This is a genomic window from Advenella kashmirensis WT001, assembly GCF_000219915.2.
GTDB lineage: Bacteria > Pseudomonadota > Gammaproteobacteria > Burkholderiales > Burkholderiaceae_B > Advenella > Advenella kashmirensis.
The window spans coordinates 3,474,606-3,497,717 of sequence record NC_017964.1 but is presented as its reverse complement, the minus strand read 5'-3'; the positions used below and the strand labels follow the sequence as shown (position 1 = coordinate 3,497,717).

The following is a 23,112-nucleotide window of genomic DNA, read 5'->3' as shown; positions in this document are numbered from 1 at the left end:
TAAGCCGCTATAAACCGGTATGTGCTTATCACGGTTTTTTTATTCACTTCACCGATTCCAGTCATCATGACCAACTCTAATTTCATGATTTTTACCGGCACTGCCAATCCCAGGCTTGCCGTAGACGTCGTTAATCATTTGGACATGTCGCTGGGCAAAATGACCGTCGGTCGTTTTTCTGACGGTGAAGTCATGGTGGAAATCCTGGAAAACGTACGGGGCCGCGATGTATTCGTGCTGCAGCCCACCTGCGCGCCTACCAACGACAATCTCATGGAAATCATGACGATGGTCGATGCACTGCGCCGCGCCTCGGCCGGCCGTATTACCGCCGCTATCCCGTACTTTGGCTATGCCCGGCAGGATCGCCGTCCGCGTTCAGCCCGCGTGGCTATTACGGCAAAAGTGGTTGCCAATATGCTGCAAAGTGTGGGCGTTGATCGCCTGCTTACCATGGACCTGCACGCAGACCAGATCCAGGGCTTTTTCGATATTCCGGTAGACAACATTTACGCCAGCTTTCCAGCGCATCATTACTGGGTGAGACCATTCTGCGTATTTCCCATGCAGAGTCGGTCAGCTCACTGTTTGTAGAATAAGGATTTGATCCGTTGCTGGTCGCGGCAACGGGTCGGGTGGCTGAGCCAACCGGTTCAGCCTTTTTGAAAATACCGTAAACGGTATTGTTTATTTGGAGTTCTCCATGAAATTTGAAGCCACTACGCGTAGCGTTCAGGGATCGAGTGCGAGCCGCCGCCTGCGTCGCGCAGGTCGTGTACCGGCCATTGTTTATGGTGGAAAAGGCGAAGCGCAAAGCATCGAACTTGACCACAATGAAATTTTCCACGCACTGCGTAAAGAGCCATTCCACACGTCCGTACTGGACATGATGCTCGACGGCAAAAAGCAGACTGTTCTGCTGCGCGCCGTACAATGGCACTCTTACAAGCCACTCGTGCTGCATGTGGATTTTCAGCGTGTCAGTGCCAACGAAGCGCTTACAACACGTATTCCTTTCCACTTTATCAATGGTGACGAATCTCCTGCTGTCAAACAGCAAGGCGCAACCATTTCGCACGTGCTGAACGATATCGAAATTACCTGCCTGCCTAAAGACCTGCCTCAGTTCATCGAAGTAGACCTGGGCAATTTGCAAGCCAATGAAGTTGTACACCTGTCTGACGTTAAAGTCCCGGCCGGTGTTGAGTTTGTTGGTGTGGGTGAAGAAAGCCCCGTGCTGGCAACGGCAACTGTGATTACAGAAAGTGTTGAAGAAGACGCTGCTGAAGCTGACGATACCGCTGCCGACGCAGAAAAATCTGACAAGCCTGCCGAAGACGACGCCAAGTAAGTCTCGAATGTGTTACTTTGCCTGAGGGCAGGGTAACGCGGGCCGGCCTTGCCGGTCAGGCCATTATGTTGGTACACCCCCGCAGTGCATTCGCATTTCGGGGGTTTGTTTCGTAAACTGCAGGGAATTTTGTACATGGCTTCGTTGCCTATCCGTCTGATTGTCGGGCTGGGAAATCCCGGCCAGCAGTATGAATCCACGCGCCACAATGCCGGGTTCTGGCTTGCCGACCACTACGCCGACGACCTGAAAACCCAGTTCGCCCTGGAAACCGGTTTTTTCGGACAGCTGGCGCGTGCGCGTCACGACGGCGAGGCCGTCTATCTGCTCAAACCCGTCACATATATGAACCGCTCCGGCCAGTCTGTGGGCGCGGTGGCGCGCTTCTTCAAGATTGAACCGGAACAGGTGCTGGTGCTGCATGACGAGCTGGATCTGCAGCCGGGCGACGTCAAGCTGAAAAAAGGCGGCGGTCATGCCGGTCATAACGGGCTGCGGGATATTCAGGCCGCTCTGGGCACGGGTGACTACTGGCGCATGCGCCTGGGTATTGGTCATCCGCGTAGCCGGGGCCTGGCCCAGGGTGTGGCAGATTACGTACTTTCCATGCCGGCCAAGGAAGACATGCCGCTGATCGACAATGAAATCAACAGCGCCAGGCTTGTGCTCGGGCCCCTGCTTGACGGTGATTTTGCCGCGGCGTCGCGCCGTCTTGCCGCAGCGCGCGAGGCGCGGTCATGACAGCCGCTACTTTCGGCGCCGACCTCAAAATGTTTCTGCGCTTTGTGCGCAGGCCGCGCTTTACCCCGCGCATCGCCCAGCGGGGCGGTGGTTCGGGCTGGTGGCGCGACTGGTGTCCGAATGTCCGTTTTGCCCGCATGTTGTCCTGGGTGGCTCTGCTATGGTTTGTTAACCTGTTCGTTCTGGCGCCATTGGCCCTGAGCGCAGCAGAAAGCGGCGGCGCTCAGCACCGGCTGGATCCGGATAACATTCCCTGGCTGATGGCCGTTCTGTGGGCGCCGCTGGTTGAGGAAATGCTGTTTCGTTATAGCCTGCGCTACCCCCGTGCCATTCTTTGGGTAGTACCGGTTATGATGATGGTGGTCTTTTCGGGCCCGTCATGGCTGAGCGCCGGTGCGTTTATCCTGGTGCTGGCGCTGCTTGCCGCCCTCAAGTTCCGGGGCTTTGCCGGTCATGACGAAGCATTGCCATGGCGCATACGCAAACTGTATGTACAATGGTTTCCCTGGATCTTTCACCTGTCGGTGCTGATTTTTGCTTTTGTGCATCTGAACAATTTCAAGCTGAACGAGACGCCGTGGTGGATGTATCCGGTTATGGTCATGCCACAATGGATGACCGGGCTGGTCCTGGCCTGGATGCGCGTTCGTTCCGGGATCGGCACGTCCATCCTGATGCATATGATGTTCAATGGCGGGCCGCTACTGCTGATCTGGCTGATGTTGCAGGGTAGATAGGGCGAGCCGGGCGCCGCAGCATCGCGGTGCTCATGGCATGTGTGTTATCTGGCCATTGGCAATGGGCCGCTGGCAGCGCTGGATATTCAATCAATCGCGATCTATATATAGGAGCAGCGCATGCGAATTTATGTAACGAGTGTGTTTGTTGATGATCAGGCCAGAGCATTGGATTTTTACACCAATATTCTGGGTTTCCAGTTAAAGCATGATGTACCTGCAGGCGACTATCGCTGGCTGACAGTCGTGTCCGGCGAGCAGCCTGATGGCGTTGAGCTGCTGCTTGAACCAGGCGCGCATCCGGCAGTGGCGCCTTATAAAGCGGCCCTGGTCAGGGACGGCATACCTGCCGCATCCTTTGAAGTGGACGATCTGGACGCCGAAGTTGACCGGTTGACGCAGCGTGGCGTGCGCTTTACGGTGCAGCCCATGGATGCGGGGCCGGTGCGGATGGCCGTATTTGACGATAGCTGCGGTAATTTGATTCAAATCATTCAGATGGTTGACGCGCCGCAGTGATGCGGTTCGTTCGTCTGATGCTCTCGTCCGCAATGTAATTTCAAGGCTCCCGTCAGGAGTCTTTTTGCTGCTTTCTTTGTGCGTTCAGGCGGCTATGAATGTGCTGTCGGGGCAGTTTTCTGAGATGGCAAATATGCAATGCCCGCGTTGATCCTGCTTGACTGAGCTAAGTGCGTCGCTCTATTGTTGCCCGGATTTGCGCTTTTTGCTAGAATCACCCTATAACATTGATTTTTAAACGTATTGTTCGTATTACTGTAGGAAGTTTGGAAGCTGGAATTTGACCCCGACCACTGGTCCAGCATATCCCCTGACAGCAGGTGAAATCGGTAAGCCTGATGATAGCAGCATGAACGCAGGTTTGGTTCGTGCGCCGACGACAGCACTATGCAAGGTGGCTTGCATATACAGACTAAGAAGGTTGCTCGGCTATCTCTCACTAATACGGAATTGAGGCCCTCATCATTTGGGGGCCTTTTGTTTTGTGCCAACGGGTGTTGTCATGCCTCTGGCTCAGGCCATTCTTGTGTTTGAAGGCATCAATCGATCAAGTAGAGCGTCAGAGAGGGTTACAATCAACGTTTTGCGCAAAACCCGTAGCGCTTCGCGTCGCGTGAGCCGATTGACCGGTTTTGTCTGCAACAGCAATTACTGATTACACATCGCGTTCGTGGACCCGGACAGACCGGGTTCCCCGTGAGGACGCATGTGCCCGAAATTCAAGGAAATTCAATGGCTCTTCAATGTGGGATTGTCGGACTGCCCAACGTGGGCAAATCCACGCTCTTTAACGCCCTGACCAAAGCGGGCATCGCAGCGGAAAATTATCCGTTTTGCACCATCGAACCCAATGTCGGGATCGTGGAAGTACCCGATGAGCGCCTGAATAAACTGGCCGAAGTGGTCAAGCCTGAGCGCATTCTGCCGGCCACCGTCGAGTTTGTGGACATTGCCGGGCTGGTGGCGGGCGCCTCCAAGGGCGAGGGCCTGGGCAATCAGTTTCTGGCCAACATCCGTGAGACCGATGCGACGGTCCATGTTGTGCGCTGCTTTGAAGACGAAAACGTGATTCACGTGGCTGGTCAGGTCAACCCGATTTCCGATATCGAAGTGATCAATACCGAGCTGGCGCTGGCCGATATGGGCACTGCCGAAAAGGCGTTGTTGCGCGCCCAGAAGACTGGTCGCGCTGGCGACAAGGAAGCGCAGCGCCTGGCTGGCCTGCTGGAAAAAATCATTGCCGTTCTGAACGAGGCTCGCTCCATCCGCTCCATGAATCTGGATAAAGATGACCTGGATCTGATCAAGCCCTACTGTTTCATTACGGCCAAGCCTGCCATGTACGTGGCCAACGTGAAGGAAGACGGTTTTACCGACAACCCGCATCTGGCTGCAGTGCAGGAATTTGCCGCCAAAGAAAATGCGCCGGTCGTGGCCGTATGCGCAGCAATCGAAGCCGAGATTGCCGATCTGGACGATGAAGACAAAAACGTATTCCTGGCCGATATGGGCATGGATGAGCCGGGCTTGAACCGCGTGATTCGCGCCGCTTTTCGCCTGCTGGGCTTGCAAACCTACTTTACCGCGGGTGTCAAGGAAGTGCGCGCCTGGACGATTCATGTCGGCGATACCGCACCGCGCGCCGCCGCTGCGATCCATACAGACTTCGAACGCGGCTTTATTCGCGCCCAGACCATTGCCTATGAGGACTTTATTACGCATAAAGGCGAACAGGGTGCCAAGGAAGCCGGCAAAATGCGGGCCGAGGGCAAGGAATATATCGTCAAAGACGGCGATGTGCTGAATTTCCTGTTCAACGTATAAGTCTGTCGTGTTCCGGGAAGGCGTGTTGTGCTTTCCCAAACCCAGTAAAGCCGCGCCTGTTCGCGGCTTTACTGTTTCCGGTCGGTCGGCCTGCGGGCTGGTCTTTTGCGGGCTGAGCCAGCGAACTGGCTTGCAACAACAATAATTTCATCTGTATCAAATGTTTATAGGGTAAATAACATTCACGATGCAGTCCAATTCCGGTGTTATAGTCAAAATTCCTCTTCTTACTCAATCAAGGAAAGATCATGGGAATTCTGGATGCAGTCAATGCTGTACTGGGCGGCGGCAAAAAGCCTGAAGAGCAGCCACAAAATGAACAAATGCAGGAAGGCCAGGTAGCGTCCGGGCAGGCCCCGGGCGACCTGGCGCCCGCCGCGCAGCAGGAAGATATGGGCGGTCTTGGTGGCTTGGGCGGTTTGGGCAACCTGGGCAATGGCATCAATCTGGCGCCCTGAGCGCGCTGTTGCCGGTGGTGTTGTCCATGATCAATAACCAGCAGGGTGGCCTGGGTGGTCTGGCCGAGAAATTCCAGCAAGGCGGCCTGGGTGATATTTTCAACTCCTGGGTCAACAAGGGTGAAAACCGTGAGATTTCCCCGGACCAGGTCGATACCGCGCTGGGGGCCGAGACGGTTGATACCATCGCTGCCCAGTCGGGCCAGTCCCGTGACGACGTTCTGGGATCCTTGTCGGGTATTTTGCCGCAAGTGGTCGACAAATCCACACCAGAAGGCCAGATTCCGGCCGATGGGCAGGCCCGGGGCGAGAACGAAGTGCTCAATTCGCTTTCCTCACTGTTCAAATAGTCCTGTTGTGCCTGCATTCGAATGCCATATCTGTTAGCATAATCAAAATAACAGCCCGATAAATCCAGACAGGCAGATCCGGCAGGCACAGCACGATTGTGAGCTCAACCGGCAGGCGGAGCATCTTTTTATGAAAAGAAGCGCCGCCTGCGACATGCATTGCATGAAGTGCATAAAACGTGCACATGCCTGGCATGTCACCGGCGCTGTGCATCGCGACCGCCGATCCATAGCGTGGCCATGATGGTGGTATGTTGCACATTTTTATGTGCCAGTACTGCTTTGCATGGGTAATGTGGTTTGGCCGTTCCCGGCGCGCATGCTTGCCGCTCATGGCCACTTTACACACGTGGCAGAGCCGCTACTGTCGGTTGCAATTATCGGAATGACAGACGGTCCTTGAGCGGGCTGTTCCCACTTATTATGAATGAGAGACCAAGCCGCCCATGAAAGTCTGGCTTAAAAGAATTTTGATCGGCCTTGTGGTACTGATGCTGTTTGCCTTTGTCGGCGCAGCCGTCTTTTTACTGACGTTCGATCCGAACGCCTATAAACACAAGATCGAAAGCATTGTGCAGGAACGATACAACCGTACCATGGTCATCGAAGGCGACCTGGAGCTATCCCTGTTTCCGCGTATCGGTCTGTCGGTTCGAAAAATCTCACTGTCCGAACCCAATTCCACCACCACGTTTGCGTCTATCGACAGCGCCCGTTTTGCCGTGGCCATCTGGCCGCTGATGTCGAATCGTCTGGTGGTCGATCATGTTGCTGTCTCCGGTCTGAAGGGCTGGATCGTGCGCGATGAAAAAGGCAATTTTAACTTTGACGACCTGCTGAGCCAGACCCCGCCCACCATAGAGGCAGTTGATCCGCGCTTCAAAAGCGATGAAATTCGTCCGAGTCCTGCCGCAGCCCCCGAAAGCAACAGCGTTTTGCCACAGCCCAAAAAAACCGATTTTAAAATCGATATTGCCGGGCTTGAAGTGCAAAACGGCGCGATATTCTATAAGGACAGGCTGAACAATCTGGATATGCGCCTGAACCGGATGACGGTCAATACCGGCCGGGTCACATTTGATCAACCTTTCGATGTGTCTGTAACGGGCAATCTGGAAGGCGCAAGACCCGTTGCCAACGCCAGTGTGAATATCCAGGGCCTGGTCAAGCTGGACCCGGTCACCAAGCTGTATTCGGCGCGCAATCTGGAAGCCAATATCAAGGGCGTCGTGGGTGATGTGGATGTGCAAACCGGCACCCTGACCGGTGATTTTGAAGTCGATAGTTTTGCACACGCGCTTACCGGATCGGGTATTGATCTGACCATTTCGGGCAAGGGCGCCAAAGGCACGGGGTTGCGCAACCTGGATATGAGCCTGGCGGCGCCCAAGCTGAATTTTGATTCGACGGCGCCGCTGTTGCAGATGACCAATTTCGCGGTCAAGGGCACGGCCTCCGATGAAGACGACGAGAGCTACGAATGGGTGCTCAATTCGCCGGCGCTGGATATCTCGCCCACCGGGGCAGGCGGCAAGCCGTTGACCGGCTCTGTCCGGATCAAGGGCAAGGAACAGTTCGGCGTCAATTTCCGCATGGAAGGCATCAGCGGCACGTCCGATGCCCTGAATGTGGCTCAGATCAAGCTGGAAGGCGCATACGCCCGTGGCAATAAACGCGCGGTCAATTTCAATATTTCTTCGCCTGCCAAAATGGACTTGGCGCGGCGCCTGTTCGCGCTCTCGGCCATGAGTGGCAATGTGGTGCTCAAGGACGTGGAAACGCGGGAGCAGAACATTCCCGTGATCGGCACCTTCAGCGCCGATTTCCTCAAAAGTGTTGCCAGTTTCAAGGCCGATGCCGTCATCAATTCCGGCAAATTCAGTTTTGATGGCAATATTTCCAGGTTTGATGAGCCTTACGTGCGCTTTGCCGTGGGCGCAGATTCGGTGAATCTGGATGAGCTGATCGACAATGTGTCGGGTGATGCTGCCACCGCGCCCGCGACCGGCAACGCACGAAGCGCCCGCAGCACCGCAGCAGGCTGAGATCAAGCTACCACTACCGCTGTGCGCAATCTGGTTAGCGACCTGATGGGTTCGCTTATCGGATCCGGCACCGCCAGCCTCAAACAGATTACCTATCATGGCGTGGTGTATAACGATGTGACGGCAGCCTTAAACTTCACCAAAGACCAGTTGGGTATCACCGATATCAAGTCCAGTATTTTTGACGGACAGGTGCAGGGCGATGCGTTGATCAATATGAAGGACGATGAAGTCACGACCAAACTCAATTTCCAGGACGTCTCCATTGAGCCGTTGCTCAAGGGGCTGGGTATGAATCCGGTCATGACCGGTACGGGCACCTTCTCGTTGGTCTTTGCTTCCAGAAATACACCCGAAGGCGCCAACTGGCTAAGCAATGCCACCGGCTCGCTTGAGGGTGAGGCGCGCGACGGCGCGATCAGCGGTTTTGATCTGGCGCCGGTGCTTGCCGATCCTGCAGCGTATGCCAATAACATTGAACAGGCTGGTACCTGGAAATTTGATCCGGCGGCCAAAACCCCGTATGAAACGCTGAAAACCAAACTGGTACTTGATAAGGGCGAATTGCATTTTGCGCATTTCAGTCTGCTGACCGATCCGCTGCTGATCCAGGCCGACGAAAATCTGGCGGTGTACAACCTGATCAATAACCAGTTTTCTTTCCCAGGCAAGTTTGTCACGCGCCAGCCGGTCACGCTGAATCAGGATGGCTTGCGCGTGAGCATTAAACAGGTAACCTTGCCGTTTGAATTAACCGGCTCGCCCGAGGGTGCGCAATTGAAGGTCAAGTGGCAGCGCCTGAACAATTCTCCGCTGGGCCAGTTCGTTAAGCAGCGCAAGGACAAAGAGGCAGAGGCGCAAAAGCAGGCCGCCGAGCAGGCTGCTGCACAGGAGGCCGCTGTGCCCGCGCCTGAGCCGCAACCTGGTGCAGCGACAGAAGGCCAGCCAGCGCCGGCGACAGCACCGACCAAACCCGAAGGTGCCAACGGCGGCAGCCCATCGCCCGCAGGGCAGGCCGCCCCCGTTGCACCTGCCGCAGGCGATAAACCGGCAGCTGAACCGACAACACCCGCTGTGCCCACACCCGCTCCCACTAAGTAGACCGGCCTTTTGTTATATTCCGGTCTTTGCGCAGCCTTTTTCCTTTTTGATTCTGCATTATGACAACATCAGATTTTCAGCCTATTTATCAATGCCCGGCTATTGCGGGGCCAGTCAAGCCCGCAGCACAATTGCGCTGGCTGCTTGTTGACGAGCAGTCGCGGGCGGTGGACCGGGACGATCCGGCCCTGAAACAAATCGAACTTTCCATTCGCTTCGATTACCTGGTCATTCGCGCGCCTGGCATGCTGCGGCTGGATATCCCGGTGGATGTGCTGGAAGATGATGAAGAGGCTTTTGAAGAGGCGCAGCTTGATGGACGTGCCTTGCGCGTGGTCAGCGAGGGGCAGTTGGCCGATGCGTGGTTCAGCAAGTTGCTGGCGCGGCCAATTCGGCTGGTCAAGCTGCATCCCGATGAAGACCTGACTGCCTGAGGTGCGTAGTCGCCGGTGCCGATAACGCTGTGGCCATTATTTTCGGTGGCAGGCGGAAAGCGGCAGCAGGGGGTAAATCAGCGACAATTCGGCTGGCGGTCCGCCATCACATGCGGACCGCTGCGGGACGGGTTGGTCAGGCTACGGCTGTCAGCTTGTAGAACTTGGCCATGAGCATATCCTGAGACTCTTTCCATTCCGGATTGATCTCAATACACTCGACAGGACAGACCACCTGACATTGCGGCTCGCCATGGTGTCCAACGCATTCGGTGCACTTGGCAGGGTCGATTTCATAGAAATCCACACCCATATAGATGGCTTCATTGGGACACTGCGGTTCGCAGACGTCGCAGTTGATGCATTCATCGGTAATCAGCAGGGCCATAATCTTTCCGGCGCTTTTCGTTTATACACAGTGACAGTGTACGCCAATGGTTGAGCAAATACCTGAAAACAGGCAAGCGTATCAGGGTTAATGGGGCCGCCGCGTGCCCAAGGCCTGGCGGCACCGTTGGTGCCGATATTACTTCTGGCGTGCCCTTTGGGTTTGCTTATTCGCTCTCGGGCGCCTGCGCGTTCCTGGCAGCCAGGCGGGCCTGGGATTTTTCCTGCAGCCAGCGCTCGACCGAGGGGAATACAAACTTACCCACATCACCACCGAGCAGGGCAATTTCACGGACAAACGTGCCGGAAATAAACTGGTACTGGTCGGACGGGGTCATGAACAGCGTTTCAACGTCGGGCAGCAGATGGCGATTCATGCCGGCCATCTGAAACTCATATTCGAAGTCTGATACAGCGCGCAGACCGCGCACGATGATGCGGGCATCTTCCTTGCGGACAAAATCCTTGAGCAGACCGCCAAAGCTTTTGACAGAAACATTAGGATAGTGACCCAGCACTTCTTCGGCAATCTGCAAGCGCTCTTCGATGGTAAACAGCGGATTTTTACCCGCGCTGACGGCGACGCCAACCACAACATGATCAAACAGCCCGGCTGCGCGTCGGACCAGATCCTCGTGTCCGCGGGTGAGAGGATCAAATGTCCCTGGGTATACAGCAGTGATCATCATGAGCTCCGTTTGCTCCCGATCGATGCCGGGAAAGAGGCCGAAAACCGGCCCGAGCGTTTAAAGGAACGTCGATTATAAGGTATTTACTCGCTTTTGTGCGGTGCAATAAGGTGTTCATGTAACTGATAATACACCTGTCCCGCCTTGCCCTGGCGGATAGCAGGGAAGTCGGAGCCCGGGTCTTCGGGCTGGTCCGATTCAATGTATACCAGGCCGCCCGGTTTGACAATGGCCGGCAGAAAAGGAAAGATGCGGTCAAACAGCTTGCCGGCAAAGGGCGGATCAAGCATGACCAGATCGAATCTGGAGGCATCCATGCGTTTTAACATCAGAAAGGCATCGGCGCTATTGATACGTACCTGGCTGGCCTGCAATTTATCGCGCGTGGCGCGCAGTGTCGCCAGCGCGGCCGGACTGGTTTCGGCCATCTGAACGTGCGCGGCGCCACGTGAGGCAGCCTCAAAGCCCAGCGCTCCTGTACCGGCGAACAGGTCCAGCACCGATTTATCGTCGAACCGGCCGTCCCACAGATAGTTCAGCCAGTTAAACAGCGTTTCGCGGATGCGGTCTGAGGTCGGCCGCAAGCCGTCGGCATCAACCACCGGAATCTGCGAGCGACGATATTGACCGCCGATAATTCGGATGGTCTGGCGTTTGCCGGAAGTGCCTGCGGGGCGGTTTGCTGGTTTCATCATTGTTGCGACGTACACTGTTAAAATAGGGAATCCTATTGTTATTGTAGTATTCACTTTCCTGCGACAACCTATGTTCAGTTTTTTCAAACGTAAAAAGAAAACCAGCGAGCCAGTTGAAAAGCCCGTTGAACCGGTGCTTGAGACCCGTCAGCCCGAAACGCTTGAAGAAGGTGCGGCCCTCATGCCGGTGCCCGAGCATACGATTGCCCCGGAACCGGTAGAGACCGAGCAGGCGGCCCAGGGCATACCACCCGCGCAGGAGCCGCCCGTTCGGGAGCCGACTTTGCCCGAACCGCCGGCCAAAGAGCCGCCGGCACCGGTTGAGCCGCCCCCGCAGGAGCCGCCATCCAAAGCGCCCCCGGTTCAGGAGCCGCCAGCGCAAGAGACGGTGGCCACGCCTGCCTCGGCCGAACCGCCCCCAGTGCCGGCTGCTGCTGTCCCTGCGGCTGAGCCCACGCCGTCGACATCATCCTTGCCGCCGCAAGCGCAGCGCAAAGTGCAGTCTGCGCCCGCTACTGCGCCAGTTCATGTGGATCTGACCGAAAAAGCGGCAACCTTGAAAAAAACCATGGATGCGGTGTTGGCTCCGTCTGCGAGCCAGGCTTCGGGCGCGACTAGCCAAACCGCTGTACAGGGCGGGCAAAAGAGCGTTTCTGCCGCAGGCACTCTGCCGCAGCCCGCTGTTGCACCGGCTGCGACACAAGCGCCCGCAGCAGCACCCGAGATAGGTGCCGTTTCGGCAAGGTCCGAAGCACCCCAGGCACCTGCAGCACCGGCAACGCCGCTAGTATCTGCCACATCCGCAGTAACTGCTATATCCGAAACGGCTGCCGCTGCCGAGCAGACGCCGGCAGCGTCCAGCACGGCACAGCGTCCCAAATCAGACCGCAAGTCCTGGCTGGCACGCTTAAAGGATGGTCTGTCCAGGACCGGATCGAATATCAGTTCGCTGTTTGTCGGCGTCAAAGTTGACGAGAATCTGTTTGAAGAGCTGGAAACCGCGCTGATTATGGCTGATGCGGGGATGGAAGCGACCGAATCGCTGTTGGGCAAACTGCGCAACAAGGTGAAAAAAGAACGCATTGAAGACGCACAAACCGTCAAGCACGCGCTGCGCGATCTGCTGGCAGAGCATCTGGCGCCGCTGGAAAAGCAGTTTGATGCAGGCGCCGGACAGACGCGGGTTGTGATGATTGCGGGTGTGAACGGTGCAGGCAAAACCACCTCCATTGGCAAACTTGCTCACCATTTTCAGGCGCAGGGGCACAGTGTGTTGCTGGCCGCTGGTGATACTTTCCGCGCCGCGGCACGCGAACAGCTGATTGAATGGGGGTCGCGCAACAATGTGGCCGTGATCGCCCAGGATGGCGGCGACCCGGCTGCGGTGGCATTCGATGCGGTTAATGCCGGGCGTGCCCGCAAGGCGTCCATTGTCATGGTGGATACAGCCGGCCGCTTGCCTACTCAATTGCATCTGATGGAAGAGCTCAAGAAAATCAAGCGCGTGATCGGCAAGGCCGATGGCGACGCCCCTCACGAGATTTTGCTGGTGGTGGACGGCAATACCGGCCAAAACGCCATTTCGCAGATCAAGGCTTTTGATGCGGCCTTGACGCTGACCGGGCTGGTCGTGACCAAGCTGGATGGTACGGCCAAAGGCGGTACGCTGGCAGCCGTGGCTGCGGGCAGTCAGGGCGTGCGGCCCGTGCCGGTTTACTGGATTGGCGTGGGCGAGTCATTGCAGGATCTGCAACCCTTTGTGGCGTCCGAATTTGCCGGCGCGTTGCTGGGCGATTAATCGGCCACAGGGCCGGGCTGATAAATGCCTGCCATCTCATGACAGCGCTTAACCGAGCCTTTTTATTAAAAAAGACACCCTGCAAACCGGAATAGACAATCCGAGCTTGCAGGGTGTTTTTTTGATCCTGTGCCGATCATGATCGGGGTGGGGTATCAGTCGTAGCGGATTTTTGCGGGGATATGCGTCAGCGCTTCATCAGCCTGGTGTTTCAGGGTTTCCAGCGTGGCAGTAAGCCAGCCCACGGCGAACCAGGCGCCAGGATGGGTTTGCGTGTGCGCGGCAAAGAACGTGAGGGCAGTAGACATATCGTTCAGATGACCGAATACTTCCTGTGCTGCTGCCAGTTTCTTTACATATCCGCTCAGGTTGCAATTGGGGCGCAAGCTTCATATACATTCAGGGCGTAACGCATGCGCTTGATGCGCTTGCGCAGGTCATGATAGGCCTCAATATCCGATTTATCTTCGGTTTTCCAGTGACGGACGATTTGCCTGTTCCATTTGTTCAGGCGCTGCTCCAGCAATCTGCGCAGAACAGGGCGGCCATGTGGCAGTGGCGTCAGGGGGATGATGATCGGTTCAATCTGGGTGGAGGCGCCGACCGCTGCAGGCACTGGCGCTGCTCCAATGCTTTGCTCGGCTGCGGCTGGCTCACTGTGCATCAAATCGGCCAGTTGTTCGTCATCAACCACATCCAGTTGAACCTGTTCGGTGTCATCCGATATAACGGCCACGGGATCGGTTGTGGGCGTCAGTACCGTCCACTCCAGCAGCCGCAGCAGCCATTGCTGAAATGACGGGTCTTTGGCGATGTCGTGCGGTGTGGCCCCATCTTCGTGCGAGCTGAACTGCATGGCAGGCATGCCTGCTTTGTTCAGGACCGGTACCACGGTCGCGAGCATGACGTCCAGATCCCGCGTGGCGCCAAATCGCCCCAGGTGCACGCGAAGCTCATCGCGTACTTCCTGGTCTGGCAGCCATGCCAGGCCGGCAAACAGCTTCCAGTTGCTGGTCAGGCGCCGCATCCCAATCCGCAATTGATGCACATGCTCGGGCCGTCCTACCACAACAACGCCCAGTGTATCAATTTCAGCCAGGCGCCGGCGTTGGCACAGATTTGTTCCAGGCATTCGGTCGTGACCGAGACCAGCGCCTGCGTGGCGCTATCCTGTTTGTCAATTTCGTAGGCGCGCGCTTGCGGGGCGCCCAGAAACGCAGCACTTCGCTGTCGCGTGTCGCATTCTTTACGCTGGCATTGTCCGCAAGCCTGATATTGGCTGCAGATTGCGCCAGGCGTCGCCGCGCTGTGACTTGCTGCGCAGGTCCAGAACCAGCTTGTACTGAGACAGCCATTTTCTGCCGATCTCAAAGATGGCTTCAGGCGAACCCGACACCAGTTCGAATTCCACTTCGGAAACCGGCAATTCCAGTTCGGCAGCACGGATCACGCCGGTATCGAAGGCGATTTCTATGGTGCCCTTGCGCGTGCGCTGGCGCCGATACAACCGGGTAATATCGGTTTCGTAGCGCAGTTCCAGCGGCTTGGCCAGTTTGAGCAGAGCGGCTTCGGCCGGCGTGCCTGCGTACAAACTCAAATCCAGAACCGGGCTGGGACGGTTGTGATTCAATTCCAGTTTGGTCAGCGCATTGCTGCCGGGCATTTTCAGCGTTTGCACCCAGTTATCGCCTTCCAGGCGTAACCGGATGGCGATTTTTGATTTGGCCAGTTCGCGATCTGCGGTATCGAAATACATGGCGCGCAGCGCGATGGTTTCGCATTTCGCTTTTTTCAGCGCCTTTTCTACTTGCGCAGCCGCGGGGGCAGGCACATGTAGCTTAAGTTCCTGTTCAGACATAGTCATTATTAATGTAGTTACACTGCAAAGAGGTGGGAGTTTATCCCAAGGATGATAACACTCCGGCTGCGCATATTTGATGACATGTCATAAATAAGAAATACATTGTCCGTCGTGCCACAAGGGTTTTATGTTCACTGCCGGCAGTGTGTGCACCCGGCGCGATCAGACTGACGTGACCGGTTCTGTCTTAAAAAATGCGTCGCACGCCGTGGCTGCCGCCAGGGTTCTGCCGGTGAGCCAGTGTTCCAGCGTTTGTTGTTGCCCCACGCTGAACTTGAGGCCCAGACGGGTGCGGCGCCACAGGATATCCTGGGTGCTTTGCGCCCATTCGCGATTGATCAGCCAGCGCGTTTCGGCCTCGTACAGGCCGTGTCCGAAATGCATGCCCAGCGCAGCAACGGAATCGGCATCGCCGATAATTTCAGTTGTCATAGAGCCATAGGCCGCCACCAGACGGGCAAGCAGCGCAGTATCCAGCCATGGGTAGCGCACTTGCAATTGCTGCGTATAGCGCTGTGGGTCCAGGTCGGGCAATTGGCCGCCCGGCAGTGGCGCGCTGGCGGTCCAGGCCGGTCCCTGTTGCACAAAGGGCTGAAGCTTTTCCAATGCGTGTTCGGACAGTTTGCGATACGTGGTGATCTTGCCGCCAAAAATCGATAGCATGGCCGGTTCGCCGTTCTTGCCGCCGGTCACATCAAAGACATAATCGCGGGTGACGGCAGCGGCCTGACCCTGGGCGTCATCATACAATGGGCGGACACCTGCCCAGCTTGAGACGATGGCGTCGCGTTGCACCGGCTGGCGCAGGTAGCGATTGACCACCGACAGCAGGTAATCGGTTTCTTCTTCGGAAATGTGCGCGGTACGTGCATCACCATTGAAATCCACATCGGTGGTGCCAATCATGGAATAGTCACCGCGATGCGGCGTAATGAAAACGATCCGCTTGTCATCATTCTGCAGGATATAGGCATGATCGCCTTCGTATAGCTTGCGCGTTACGAGGTGGCTGCCTTTGATCAGGCGCAGGTGATTGCGTGGCCGGGCATTGGGGTCGCGCAGCGTGCCAAGTACATTTTCAACCCAGGGCCGGCGGCGTTGATCAGCACCCTGGCGCTGACCTGTACCTGGCGGCCCCTGGCATCTTGCAGGGTCACCAGCCATCGCCCATCCTGAACGCGTGCGCCAATGCAGGTGGTTCGCGTCAGAATCTGCGCGCCGCGTGCCTGCGCATCCATGGCGTTGAGCACGACCAGCCTGGAGTCGTCCACCTGGCAGTCCGAGTAAATAAAACCTTGTTTGATACGCTCGCTCATGGGCAGGGCAAATGCAGAGTCATCGTCCAGGCGGATATGGCGGGATCCCGGCAGGCGCGCCGAGCGTTTGGCCAGATGATCATAGAGAAAGAGCCCGGCACGAATCATCCATACCGGACGCAGGGTGTGATCGTGCGGCAGTACGAAGCGCAGGGGGCGCACAATATGCGGGGCGATATTCAACAACACTTCGCGCTCGGCCAGCGCTTCGCGCACCAGACGGAATTCGTATTGTTCCAGATAGCGCAGCCCGCCGTGGATCAGCTTGCTGCTGGCCGATGACGTAGCGCTGGCCAGATCGTCCTGTTCACAGAGCAATACAGACAGGCCGCGTCCTGCCGCATCACGCGCAATGCCGGTCCCGTTGATCCCGCCACCGATCACCAACAGATCTGTCTGGTGGATTGGTTGATCGTTCTGCTGAATCGTTGCCGCATTCATCCGTACTGCTCCAATGAAAGATCTCGCCAATTGATGCCCGGGCGGTATCGTCAAAAAAGATTATTTTACCCGATTGGCGCTGTCTTGAAGCCGGGTGTTCTGCCCCTGGCATTTCACCGTTGTCGGCACGGCCGGGCATGCCACCGGGGTCAGGCAAACTCTGGCATGCTCATTTGGCGGGGAGCGCGCCAGTGCAAGGCGTGTTCATTGCTTTGATGCCAGCGCTGCCTGCTTCAGGTCGGCCAGCAGCGCGTACAGATCCTTCTGATTGGCCTTGGGCATGTCGCTGAACATATCCTGAAGCCAGGCTTCGTGGGCAGAGGCCATTTGGTCAAATTGCCGACGACCCTTTGCGCTGAGTCGCAAAAAGGTACTGCGGCGGTCTTCACTGCTGACCTTGGCGCAGGATCAGCCCTTCCTTTTCCAGCTGATTGGCAATAGTGGTGACGTTGCCGTTGCTGACCATCAGTCTTGCTGACAGGTCGCCCATTCGCATGCCTTGCGGCTCTTTGGCCAATTGCGCCATCAGATCAAAACGCGGCAGGGTGCAATCGAATTGCACGCGCAGATAATTGCGGATGCGATTTTCGATCAGGCTGGTGCAGGTAAGCAGGCGCAGCCACAGACGCAATTCGGAATGATCAATGGTTGCGGCACGGGTTTCCAGATCGTGTTGCATAACTGCTCCTGCTGAAATAAACGTAAATAAAACGATATGGCCATTCGTGTGGGGCCGGGCAGATTGTAAACGCTGCCCGGTTGGTTCGGGTGCCCATGCTCGGCATAAGGCACCCTTTGCCGCCTGTTTAAAAAAAGTTTGTAGTGCATTATAAATTAGTTTAAACTTAAAATAAATCACAATTGTGAAACAGGCAAAACTGCAGTGCTGCGCTCTAGTGTCTGCCTCGGCGCCGCCAGCAAGACGGCGCGGCAGGCAACGGTCACAGACTGCGTTCAAAGGATCTGTCATGAATATTGTATGTATCGGTGGCGGCCCCGCAGGTTTGTATGCCGGGCTGCTGTTGAAAAAACGCAATCCGCAGGACCGGGTGGTGGTTATTGAACGTAACCGGCCGTTTGATACCTTTGGCTGGGGCGTGGTGTTTTCTGACGCTACGCTGGAAAACCTGAAAAAGGCTGATCTGCCCACGGCCGAACAGATCATCCGCCAATTCAACCACTGGGACGATATTGATATTCATATCGGCCAGACCACAATCCGCAGCGGCGGACATGGGTTTATCGGTATCGGCCGCAAGAAGATGCTCAATATCCTGCAACAGCGCTGCCTGGATCTAGGCGTGGAGCTGGTGTTCGAGACCGTGGCCGAAGACGATCAGGCCATCGCAATGGATTATGAGGCGGATCTGGTCATTGCATCGGACGGCATCAATAGCCGCATCCGGACGCGCTACGCCGATACGTTCAAGCCGGATATCGACACACGGCGCTGCCGTTTTGTCTGGCTTGGTACACAAAAGACGTTTGATGCGTTTACCTTTGCCTTTGTCAATACGGAGCACGGCTGGTTTCAGGCACATGCCTATCAGTATGAAGAAGGCATGTCCACCTTTATCGTGGAAACCCGAGATGAAACCTGGCGCGCCGCCGGAATCGATACGATGTCGCAGGAGGAGGGCATTGCCTATTGCGAGGCCCTCTTTGCGCCCTGGCTTGACGGACACAAGCTGTTGTCCAATGCCAGGCATTTGCGCGGATCGGCCATCTGGATTCAGTTTCCTCGCGTGATCTGCGAGCAATGGGTGCATCAGCAGCAACTGCCCAATGGTAAAACCGTGCCCGTGGTGCTGATGGGCGATGCCGCACATACTGCGCATTTTTCCATTGGTTCGGGAACCAAGCTGGCCCTGGAAGACGCCATTGAACTGGCTGGCAGTTTCCGTACCCACACTGATATCGGCACGGCGCTGACGCACTATGAAGCGCAGCGCAGCATCGAAGTGCTGAAAATCCAGAATGCCGCACGCAACTCCACCGAATGGTTCGAAAATGTCAAACGCTATAGTCAGCTGGCGCCGGAGCAGTTTGCCTATTCGCTGCTGACCCGCTCGCAGCGTATTTCACATGAAAACCTGCGCTTGCGCGATCCACAATGGATGCATCATTTTGAAAGCTGGTTCAGTCATCAGGCCGGCCAGACCAGGCTCCTGAGAGGGTCGCAGGCGCGGACAACACTGCCGCTGCGATCCCACCCATGTGGACGCCGTTCAGCCTGCGTTCTGTGAAATTGAAGAACCGGATCGTGGTCTCGCCCATGGCCATGTACTCTTGCGTTGATGGGGTGCCCGGCGACTTTCATTTCCAGCATTTGCTGGCGCGCGCCTGGGCGGCGCCGGGCTGGTTATGGTTGAAATGACCTGCGTATCGCCCCAGGCGCGGATTACGCCGCATTGTCCGGGCTTGTGGAACGCGACCCAGTTACAGGCCTGGCAACATATCGTGCAGACGGTTCATGCGCAATCGGATGCAAAAATCGGCATTCAACTGGGCCATGCGGGTCGCAAGGGATCTACCAAAGCGGCCTGGGATGCATTGATATGCCACTGGAATCGGACAACTGGCCACTGGTCTCGGCATCTGCCTGCCGTATTTGCCCGGCATCTCGCAAGTGCCCAAGGCGCTGGATGCCGCAGATATGCAGCAGATTACCGGGCAGTTCGTGCAGTCTACCCAGCTTGCCGCACAGGCGGGGTTTGACGTACTTGAGCTGCATTGTGCGCATGGCTATCTGTTGTCGTGCTTTATTTCTCCACTGACCAATCAGCGCACGGATGCCTACGGGGGCTCCTTGGAAAACCGCCTGCGTTTTCCTCTTGAAGTATTTAAGGCGATGCGCGCGGTGTGGCCTGAAGACCGACCGCTGAATGTGCGTATCTCCGCCAGCGACTGGGTCGAGGGTGGCATTGCGGCAGACGATGCAGTGCTGATTGCCCGGGCCTTCAAGGTCGCGGGTGCTGATCTGATCGACTGCTCGTCAGGCCAGGTCAGCCCCGACCAGAAGCCGGTGTATGGGCGCATGTACCAGACGCCCTTTGCAGACGAAATCCGCAACCAGGAAGGGATTGCGACCATGGCGGTCGGCGCCATCACAGAGGCCGACCAGGTCAACAGTATTATTGCGTCGGGTCGGGCAGATTTGTGCGCCATCGGCCGCCCTCATCTGGCCAACCCGGCCTGGACGCTGAGCGAAACCGCCAGGATCGGCTACACGCAAGTGAACTGGCCCCGGCAGTACAGCGCGGGCAAACGGCAAATCGAGACCCTGTTCGAACGGGCCCAATCAATGCAGAACGGATAAATCATCATGAAGCAGATCGCTACACCTTCATTGGACAATCGTCACGTGCTGATTACCGGCGCCAGCCAGGGGATCGGGCTTGAAGTAGCACGCCTGGTGCTGGATGCCGGCGCCAGGGTGACGCTGCTGGCCCGCAACGGCGAGCGCCTGGCCGCGGCCGCGGCCAGGCTTTCTGCAGATGCGCAGCGAGTGCACACGGTACAGGCCGATATCACAGATGAAAAGGCAATCGGCAGCGCCTTTGACGCAGCGCGGGCGCGTTTTGGTCCGATCAGTATTTTGGTCAACAATGCCGGGCAAGCGCAGAGCGAACGCTTTGACAGAATGGATACCGAGTTCTGGAACCGGATGCTGCAGGTGAATTTGACCGGGACCTATCAATGCATTGCCGCTGCGTTGCCCGACATGCTGGCGCAGGGCTGGGGGCGGATTGTGAATGTGGCGAGTGTTGCCGGCCTGAAGGGCTATGGCTATGTCACGGCTTATTGTGCAGCCAAGCACGGGGTGGTGGGCCTGACCCGTGCCCTTGCCCTGGAGCTGGCGACAAAGAATATTACCGTCAATGCCGTGTGCCCCGGTTATACCGAAACCCCGCTGCTTGATGGCGCCGTGGCCAATATGGTTGCCAAAACCGGCATGACCGCAGATAAGGCAAAGGCGGCACTGGCCAGCAACAATCCGCAGGGCAGATTGGTGCAACCCGAGGAAGCAGCGCATGCCGTACTGTGGTTGTGTCTGCCGCAGTCGGGCAGTATCAATGGGCAAGCCGTCCCGGTCGATGGTGGCGAGAAAATGGCCGGCTAGGGCACGGCGCAATGTGCTGTTAGCAAATAGCCTGCTGCCTGCCTAGGGACGTTCCGTAGCGCGGGAAGCGGGCAACGAACAGGACGGTCCCGTCAGGCAGATGAAAATATCATGCGCTGATCAGGCGGGAAAGCAGCGATGACAAATGTAAATGCCGAAGCATTCACGCATTTGCCGCAAGGAAAACAGGAGAGACACGATGACTATTTCAGATGACATCAACCCCATGCAGGATCAGGGTAAGCCACTGGCAGGCTATCAGGCCACGCATTTTGACTGGCAGGTCAGCGATGACCACAAGGTGGCCACCATTACGCTGAACCGGCCGGAAAGAAAAAACCCGCTAACCTTCGATTCCTATGCCGAGCTGCGTGATCTGTTTCGCGCCTTGTCCTTCGCCAGTGACATCAAGGTAGTGGTGATTGCCGGCGCCGGCGGCAATTTCTGTTCGGGTGGCGATGTGCATGAAATTATCGGCCCGCTGACCCGCATGTCCATGCCCCAGTTGCTTGCCTTTACTCAGATGACCGGTGATCTGGTCAAGGCCATGCGTGGTTGCCGCAGCCGGTGATCGCGTCGGTGGCGGGCGTATGCGCGGGCGCGGGCGCCATCCTGGCCATGGCGTCCGATATCCGGCTGGGCACGGCCGACAGCAAAACCGCCTTTCTGTTTACCCGGGTCGGCCTGGCGGGCGCAGACATGGGGGCGTGTGCGATTTTGCCGCGCATTATCGGCCAGGGCCGCGCCAGTGAACTGCTCTACACCGGTCGCTCCATGTCTGGCCAGGAAGGTCACCAATGGGGCTTCTATAACCAGTTGCATGAGCCGGACCAGGTGCTGGCGGCTGCGCACACCATGGCAGCGCAGATTGCCGCGGGCCCGACCTTTGCCAATGGCATTACCAAGCATTGCCTGCATCACGAATGGAATATGGGCGTGGACGACGCCATTGATGCCGAAGCCCATGCTCAGGCCATCTGTATGCAAACCCGGGATTTTCATCGGGCTTATCATGCCTTCGTGGCCAAAAACAAGCCCGTGTTCGAGGGAGACTGACCATGCCTGATCATGAGTTTCTGGACTGGCCTTTTTTCGATGAGCAACACCGCCATGTTGCCGTCGAACTGGATCGCTGGGCACAGGATAATCTGCGCAATGTACCGCAAGGCAATACCGATGATACCTGTCGCGAACTGGTACGCAGGATGGGAGAGGGCGGCTGGCTGCGCTACGCGGTTCCGGCGGGGCCCAATGGCGCCTGGGGCGGTGCGCTGGAGCAGATTGATTCGCGCATGATCTGCCTGATTCGCGAGACCTTTGCTCGCTATCACGGCCTGGCCGACTTTGCCTTTGCCATGCAGGGCCTGGGCAGCGGCGCCATTGTGCTGGGCGGCTCCGAGGCACAGAAAAAATCCTATCTGCCGCGCGTGGCGCGTGGCGAGCTGATTGCCGCCTTCGCCCTGTCCGAGCCTGATGCCGGGTCCGATGTGGCCGCCATGGCCTGCAAGGCCACGCAGCAGGGATCCGAATATGTTCTGGATGGCGTCAAAACCTGGATCTCCAATGGCGGCATTGCCGATTTCTATTGTGTATTTGCGCGCACCGATTTTCTGCCAGGCGCGCGGGGCATCAGCGCCTTTATCGTGGACAGCAATGCGAAGGGGCTGGACACGTCCGAACGCATTCACGTGATGGCGCCGCATCCGATGGCGGTGCTCAAATTGAAGCAATGCCGGCTGTCTTCCGAGGCTCTGCTGGGGACCAGGGGTGAGGGTTTCAAGCTGGCGATGCAGGTGCTGGATATCTTCCGCGCATCGGTCGCGGCGGCAGCCAACGGCTTTGCCGCCAGGGCGCTGGATGAAGCCCTGGCGCGCAGCAAGACCCGGCAGATGTTTGGCGGCGTGCTGGCCGACCTGCAATTGACGCAGGCCGCGCTGGGCGATATGGCTACGGCGCTGGATGCCAGCCGCCTGCTGACCTATCGCGCCGCCTGGCGGCGTGACGTGTACCAGGCCAGAACCACCAAGGAAGCGGCCATGGCCAAGATGTTTGCAACCGAATCGGCGCAGCAGGTGATTGACCGGGCCGTCCAGCTGTTTGGCGGGCAGGGCGTGGTGGCCGGCGAGTGTGTGGAAGGGTTGTACCGGGATATTCGCGCCCTGCGTATTTATGAAGGCGCTACCGAAGTGCAGAAATTGATTATTGCACGCGAATTACTGCGGGACTGAACCGAAACGGGAGC

At 57.1% G+C, this 23,112-nt stretch carries 19 protein-coding genes and 5 pseudogenes; 16 read left to right on the top strand and 8 right to left on the bottom strand.

Going from position 1 to position 23,112, the window contains the following annotated elements; genetic code table 11:
- Positions 1-66: 66 nt before the first annotated feature.
- The 11 genes and pseudogenes from prs to TKWG_RS16375 all read left to right on the top strand — a co-directional run.
- A pseudogene (gene prs / locus TKWG_RS16430) lies at positions 67-516 on the top strand (ribose-phosphate diphosphokinase); the annotation flags it as partial.
- Positions 517-703: 187 nt separating this feature from the next.
- The gene (locus tag TKWG_RS16425) at positions 704-1,351 is read left to right on the top strand and encodes a 50S ribosomal protein L25/general stress protein Ctc (protein ID WP_014751919.1); all 648 of its coding nucleotides are present in this window, start codon (positions 704-706) and stop codon (positions 1,349-1,351) included.
- A gap of 135 nt (positions 1,352-1,486) precedes the next feature.
- Entirely contained in the window at positions 1,487-2,092 is a 606-nt protein-coding gene (gene pth / locus TKWG_RS16420; protein ID WP_014751918.1) for an aminoacyl-tRNA hydrolase, read from the top strand.
- Positions 2,089-2,829 (top strand): CPBP family glutamic-type intramembrane protease, encoded by a 741-nt coding sequence (locus TKWG_RS16415; RefSeq protein WP_014751917.1) that lies wholly within the window; start codon positions 2,089-2,091, stop codon positions 2,827-2,829. The genes pth and TKWG_RS16415 overlap by 4 nt, the downstream gene beginning before the upstream one ends.
- Before the next feature lie 120 nt (positions 2,830-2,949).
- On the top strand, positions 2,950-3,348 hold the full coding sequence (locus TKWG_RS16410) for a VOC family protein (RefSeq protein ID WP_014751916.1): 399 nt from the start codon (positions 2,950-2,952) through the stop codon (positions 3,346-3,348).
- 732 nt (positions 3,349-4,080) lie between these two features.
- Positions 4,081-5,172, top strand: coding sequence for a redox-regulated ATPase YchF (ychF, locus tag TKWG_RS16405; protein WP_014751915.1), 1,092 nt, complete (start codon positions 4,081-4,083; stop codon positions 5,170-5,172).
- A gap of 248 nt (positions 5,173-5,420) precedes the next feature.
- Entirely contained in the window at positions 5,421-5,630 is a 210-nt protein-coding gene (locus TKWG_RS16400) for a hypothetical protein (RefSeq protein ID WP_014751914.1), read from the top strand.
- 26 nt (positions 5,631-5,656) lie between these two features.
- Positions 5,657-5,980, top strand: a complete 324-nt coding sequence (locus tag TKWG_RS16395) for a YidB family protein (RefSeq protein WP_050981639.1) — start codon at positions 5,657-5,659, stop codon at positions 5,978-5,980.
- 446 nt (positions 5,981-6,426) lie between these two features.
- Positions 6,427-8,025 carry an AsmA family protein gene (locus TKWG_RS16385; RefSeq protein WP_041709598.1) on the top strand — a complete coding sequence of 533 codons (1,599 nt, stop codon included), beginning with the start codon at positions 6,427-6,429 and terminating at the stop codon, positions 8,023-8,025.
- Between the two features lie 21 nt (positions 8,026-8,046).
- Positions 8,047-9,126, top strand: a complete 1,080-nt coding sequence (locus tag TKWG_RS16380) for an AsmA family protein (protein ID WP_041709597.1) — start codon at positions 8,047-8,049, stop codon at positions 9,124-9,126.
- A gap of 59 nt (positions 9,127-9,185) precedes the next feature.
- On the top strand, positions 9,186-9,560 hold the full coding sequence (locus TKWG_RS16375) for an MOSC N-terminal beta barrel domain-containing protein (protein WP_014751911.1): 375 nt from the start codon (positions 9,186-9,188) through the stop codon (positions 9,558-9,560).
- 136 nt (positions 9,561-9,696) lie between these two features.
- Here TKWG_RS16375 and TKWG_RS16370 read toward each other — a convergent pair whose 3' ends face one another.
- From TKWG_RS16370 to rsmD, 3 genes are all read right to left on the bottom strand, one after another.
- Positions 9,697-9,948: a YfhL family 4Fe-4S dicluster ferredoxin gene (locus TKWG_RS16370; RefSeq protein ID WP_014751910.1), complete on the bottom strand. Its 252-nt coding sequence runs from the start codon at positions 9,946-9,948 to the stop codon at positions 9,697-9,699.
- A 166-nt stretch (positions 9,949-10,114) separates the two neighbouring features.
- Positions 10,115-10,633, bottom strand: a complete 519-nt coding sequence (coaD, locus tag TKWG_RS16365) for a pantetheine-phosphate adenylyltransferase (protein ID WP_014751909.1) — start codon at positions 10,631-10,633, stop codon at positions 10,115-10,117.
- An 86-nt stretch (positions 10,634-10,719) separates the two neighbouring features.
- Positions 10,720-11,328, bottom strand: coding sequence for a 16S rRNA (guanine(966)-N(2))-methyltransferase RsmD (rsmD, locus tag TKWG_RS16360; RefSeq protein ID WP_014751908.1), 609 nt, complete (start codon positions 11,326-11,328; stop codon positions 10,720-10,722).
- Positions 11,329-11,899: 571 nt separating this feature from the next.
- On the opposite strand from rsmD, the gene ftsY reads away from it, so the two are divergent.
- A complete protein-coding gene (ftsY, locus tag TKWG_RS21825) occupies positions 11,900-13,129 on the top strand; it encodes a signal recognition particle-docking protein FtsY (RefSeq protein ID WP_148274669.1) in 1,230 nt (409 codons plus the stop codon).
- A 155-nt stretch (positions 13,130-13,284) separates the two neighbouring features.
- Here the strand turns inward: ftsY and TKWG_RS25365 are convergent, their stop codons facing one another.
- The 5 genes and pseudogenes from TKWG_RS25365 to TKWG_RS16330 form a co-directional block, all read right to left on the bottom strand.
- Positions 13,285-13,515: a CHAD domain-containing protein gene (locus TKWG_RS25365; RefSeq protein WP_041709595.1), complete on the bottom strand. Its 231-nt coding sequence runs from the start codon at positions 13,513-13,515 to the stop codon at positions 13,285-13,287.
- Positions 13,494-14,261 carry a CHAD domain-containing protein gene (locus TKWG_RS25360; RefSeq protein WP_050981638.1) on the bottom strand — a complete coding sequence of 256 codons (768 nt, stop codon included), beginning with the start codon at positions 14,259-14,261 and terminating at the stop codon, positions 13,494-13,496. The genes TKWG_RS25365 and TKWG_RS25360 overlap by 22 nt, the downstream gene beginning before the upstream one ends.
- A gap of 114 nt (positions 14,262-14,375) precedes the next feature.
- Positions 14,376-14,987 carry a CYTH domain-containing protein gene (locus TKWG_RS25355; RefSeq protein ID WP_407636858.1) on the bottom strand — a complete coding sequence of 204 codons (612 nt, stop codon included), beginning with the start codon at positions 14,985-14,987 and terminating at the stop codon, positions 14,376-14,378.
- 165 nt (positions 14,988-15,152) lie between these two features.
- Positions 15,153-16,747: pseudogene (glpD, locus tag TKWG_RS27270) on the bottom strand (glycerol-3-phosphate dehydrogenase).
- A gap of 204 nt (positions 16,748-16,951) precedes the next feature.
- Positions 16,952-17,426, bottom strand: a pseudogene (locus TKWG_RS16330) (MarR family winged helix-turn-helix transcriptional regulator).
- Positions 17,427-17,715: 289 nt separating this feature from the next.
- Between TKWG_RS16330 and TKWG_RS16325 the strand changes: the two are divergent.
- The 4 genes and pseudogenes from TKWG_RS16325 to TKWG_RS16310 all read left to right on the top strand — a co-directional run bounded on the left by TKWG_RS16325 (position 17,716) and on the right by TKWG_RS16310 (position 23,098).
- Positions 17,716-20,066: pseudogene (locus TKWG_RS16325) on the top strand (bifunctional salicylyl-CoA 5-hydroxylase/oxidoreductase).
- A 6-nt stretch (positions 20,067-20,072) separates the two neighbouring features.
- Entirely contained in the window at positions 20,073-20,870 is a 798-nt protein-coding gene (locus TKWG_RS16320; protein ID WP_014751901.1) for an SDR family NAD(P)-dependent oxidoreductase, read from the top strand.
- Between the two features lie 226 nt (positions 20,871-21,096).
- A pseudogene (locus tag TKWG_RS16315) lies at positions 21,097-21,926 on the top strand (enoyl-CoA hydratase family protein).
- Positions 21,927-21,928: 2 nt separating this feature from the next.
- Complete coding sequence (locus TKWG_RS16310) at positions 21,929-23,098, top strand: acyl-CoA dehydrogenase family protein (protein WP_014751898.1); 1,170 nt, start codon at positions 21,929-21,931, stop codon at positions 23,096-23,098.
- Positions 23,099-23,112: the final 14 nt, after the last annotated feature.

Coding starts and splice junctions, on each gene's coding strand:
- coaD (WP_014751909.1), bottom strand. CDS start 10,633: ATGATCACTGCTGTATACCCAGGGACATTTGATCCTCTCACCCGCGGA.
- TKWG_RS16410 (WP_014751916.1), top strand. CDS start 2,950: ATGCGAATTTATGTAACGAGTGTGTTTGTTGATGATCAGGCCAGAGCA.
- TKWG_RS16415 (WP_014751917.1), top strand. CDS start 2,089: ATGACAGCCGCTACTTTCGGCGCCGACCTCAAAATGTTTCTGCGCTTT.
- TKWG_RS16310 (WP_014751898.1), top strand. CDS start 21,929: ATGCCTGATCATGAGTTTCTGGACTGGCCTTTTTTCGATGAGCAACAC.
- TKWG_RS16320 (WP_014751901.1), top strand. CDS start 20,073: ATGAAGCAGATCGCTACACCTTCATTGGACAATCGTCACGTGCTGATT.
- TKWG_RS25360 (WP_050981638.1), bottom strand. CDS start 14,261: ATGCCTGGAACAAATCTGTGCCAACGCCGGCGCCTGGCTGAAATTGAT.
- TKWG_RS16385 (WP_041709598.1), top strand. CDS start 6,427: ATGAAAGTCTGGCTTAAAAGAATTTTGATCGGCCTTGTGGTACTGATG.
- rsmD (WP_014751908.1), bottom strand. CDS start 11,328: ATGAAACCAGCAAACCGCCCCGCAGGCACTTCCGGCAAACGCCAGACC.
- TKWG_RS16395 (WP_050981639.1), top strand. CDS start 5,657: ATGATCAATAACCAGCAGGGTGGCCTGGGTGGTCTGGCCGAGAAATTC.
- TKWG_RS16375 (WP_014751911.1), top strand. CDS start 9,186: ATGACAACATCAGATTTTCAGCCTATTTATCAATGCCCGGCTATTGCG.
- TKWG_RS16425 (WP_014751919.1), top strand. CDS start 704: ATGAAATTTGAAGCCACTACGCGTAGCGTTCAGGGATCGAGTGCGAGC.
- TKWG_RS25355 (WP_407636858.1), bottom strand. CDS start 14,987: ATGTCTGAACAGGAACTTAAGCTACATGTGCCTGCCCCCGCGGCTGCG.
- ychF (WP_014751915.1), top strand. CDS start 4,081: ATGGCTCTTCAATGTGGGATTGTCGGACTGCCCAACGTGGGCAAATCC.
- pth (WP_014751918.1), top strand. CDS start 1,487: ATGGCTTCGTTGCCTATCCGTCTGATTGTCGGGCTGGGAAATCCCGGC.
- TKWG_RS16400 (WP_014751914.1), top strand. CDS start 5,421: ATGGGAATTCTGGATGCAGTCAATGCTGTACTGGGCGGCGGCAAAAAG.
- TKWG_RS16370 (WP_014751910.1), bottom strand. CDS start 9,948: ATGGCCCTGCTGATTACCGATGAATGCATCAACTGCGACGTCTGCGAA.
- ftsY (WP_148274669.1), top strand. CDS start 11,900: ATGGATGCGGTGTTGGCTCCGTCTGCGAGCCAGGCTTCGGGCGCGACT.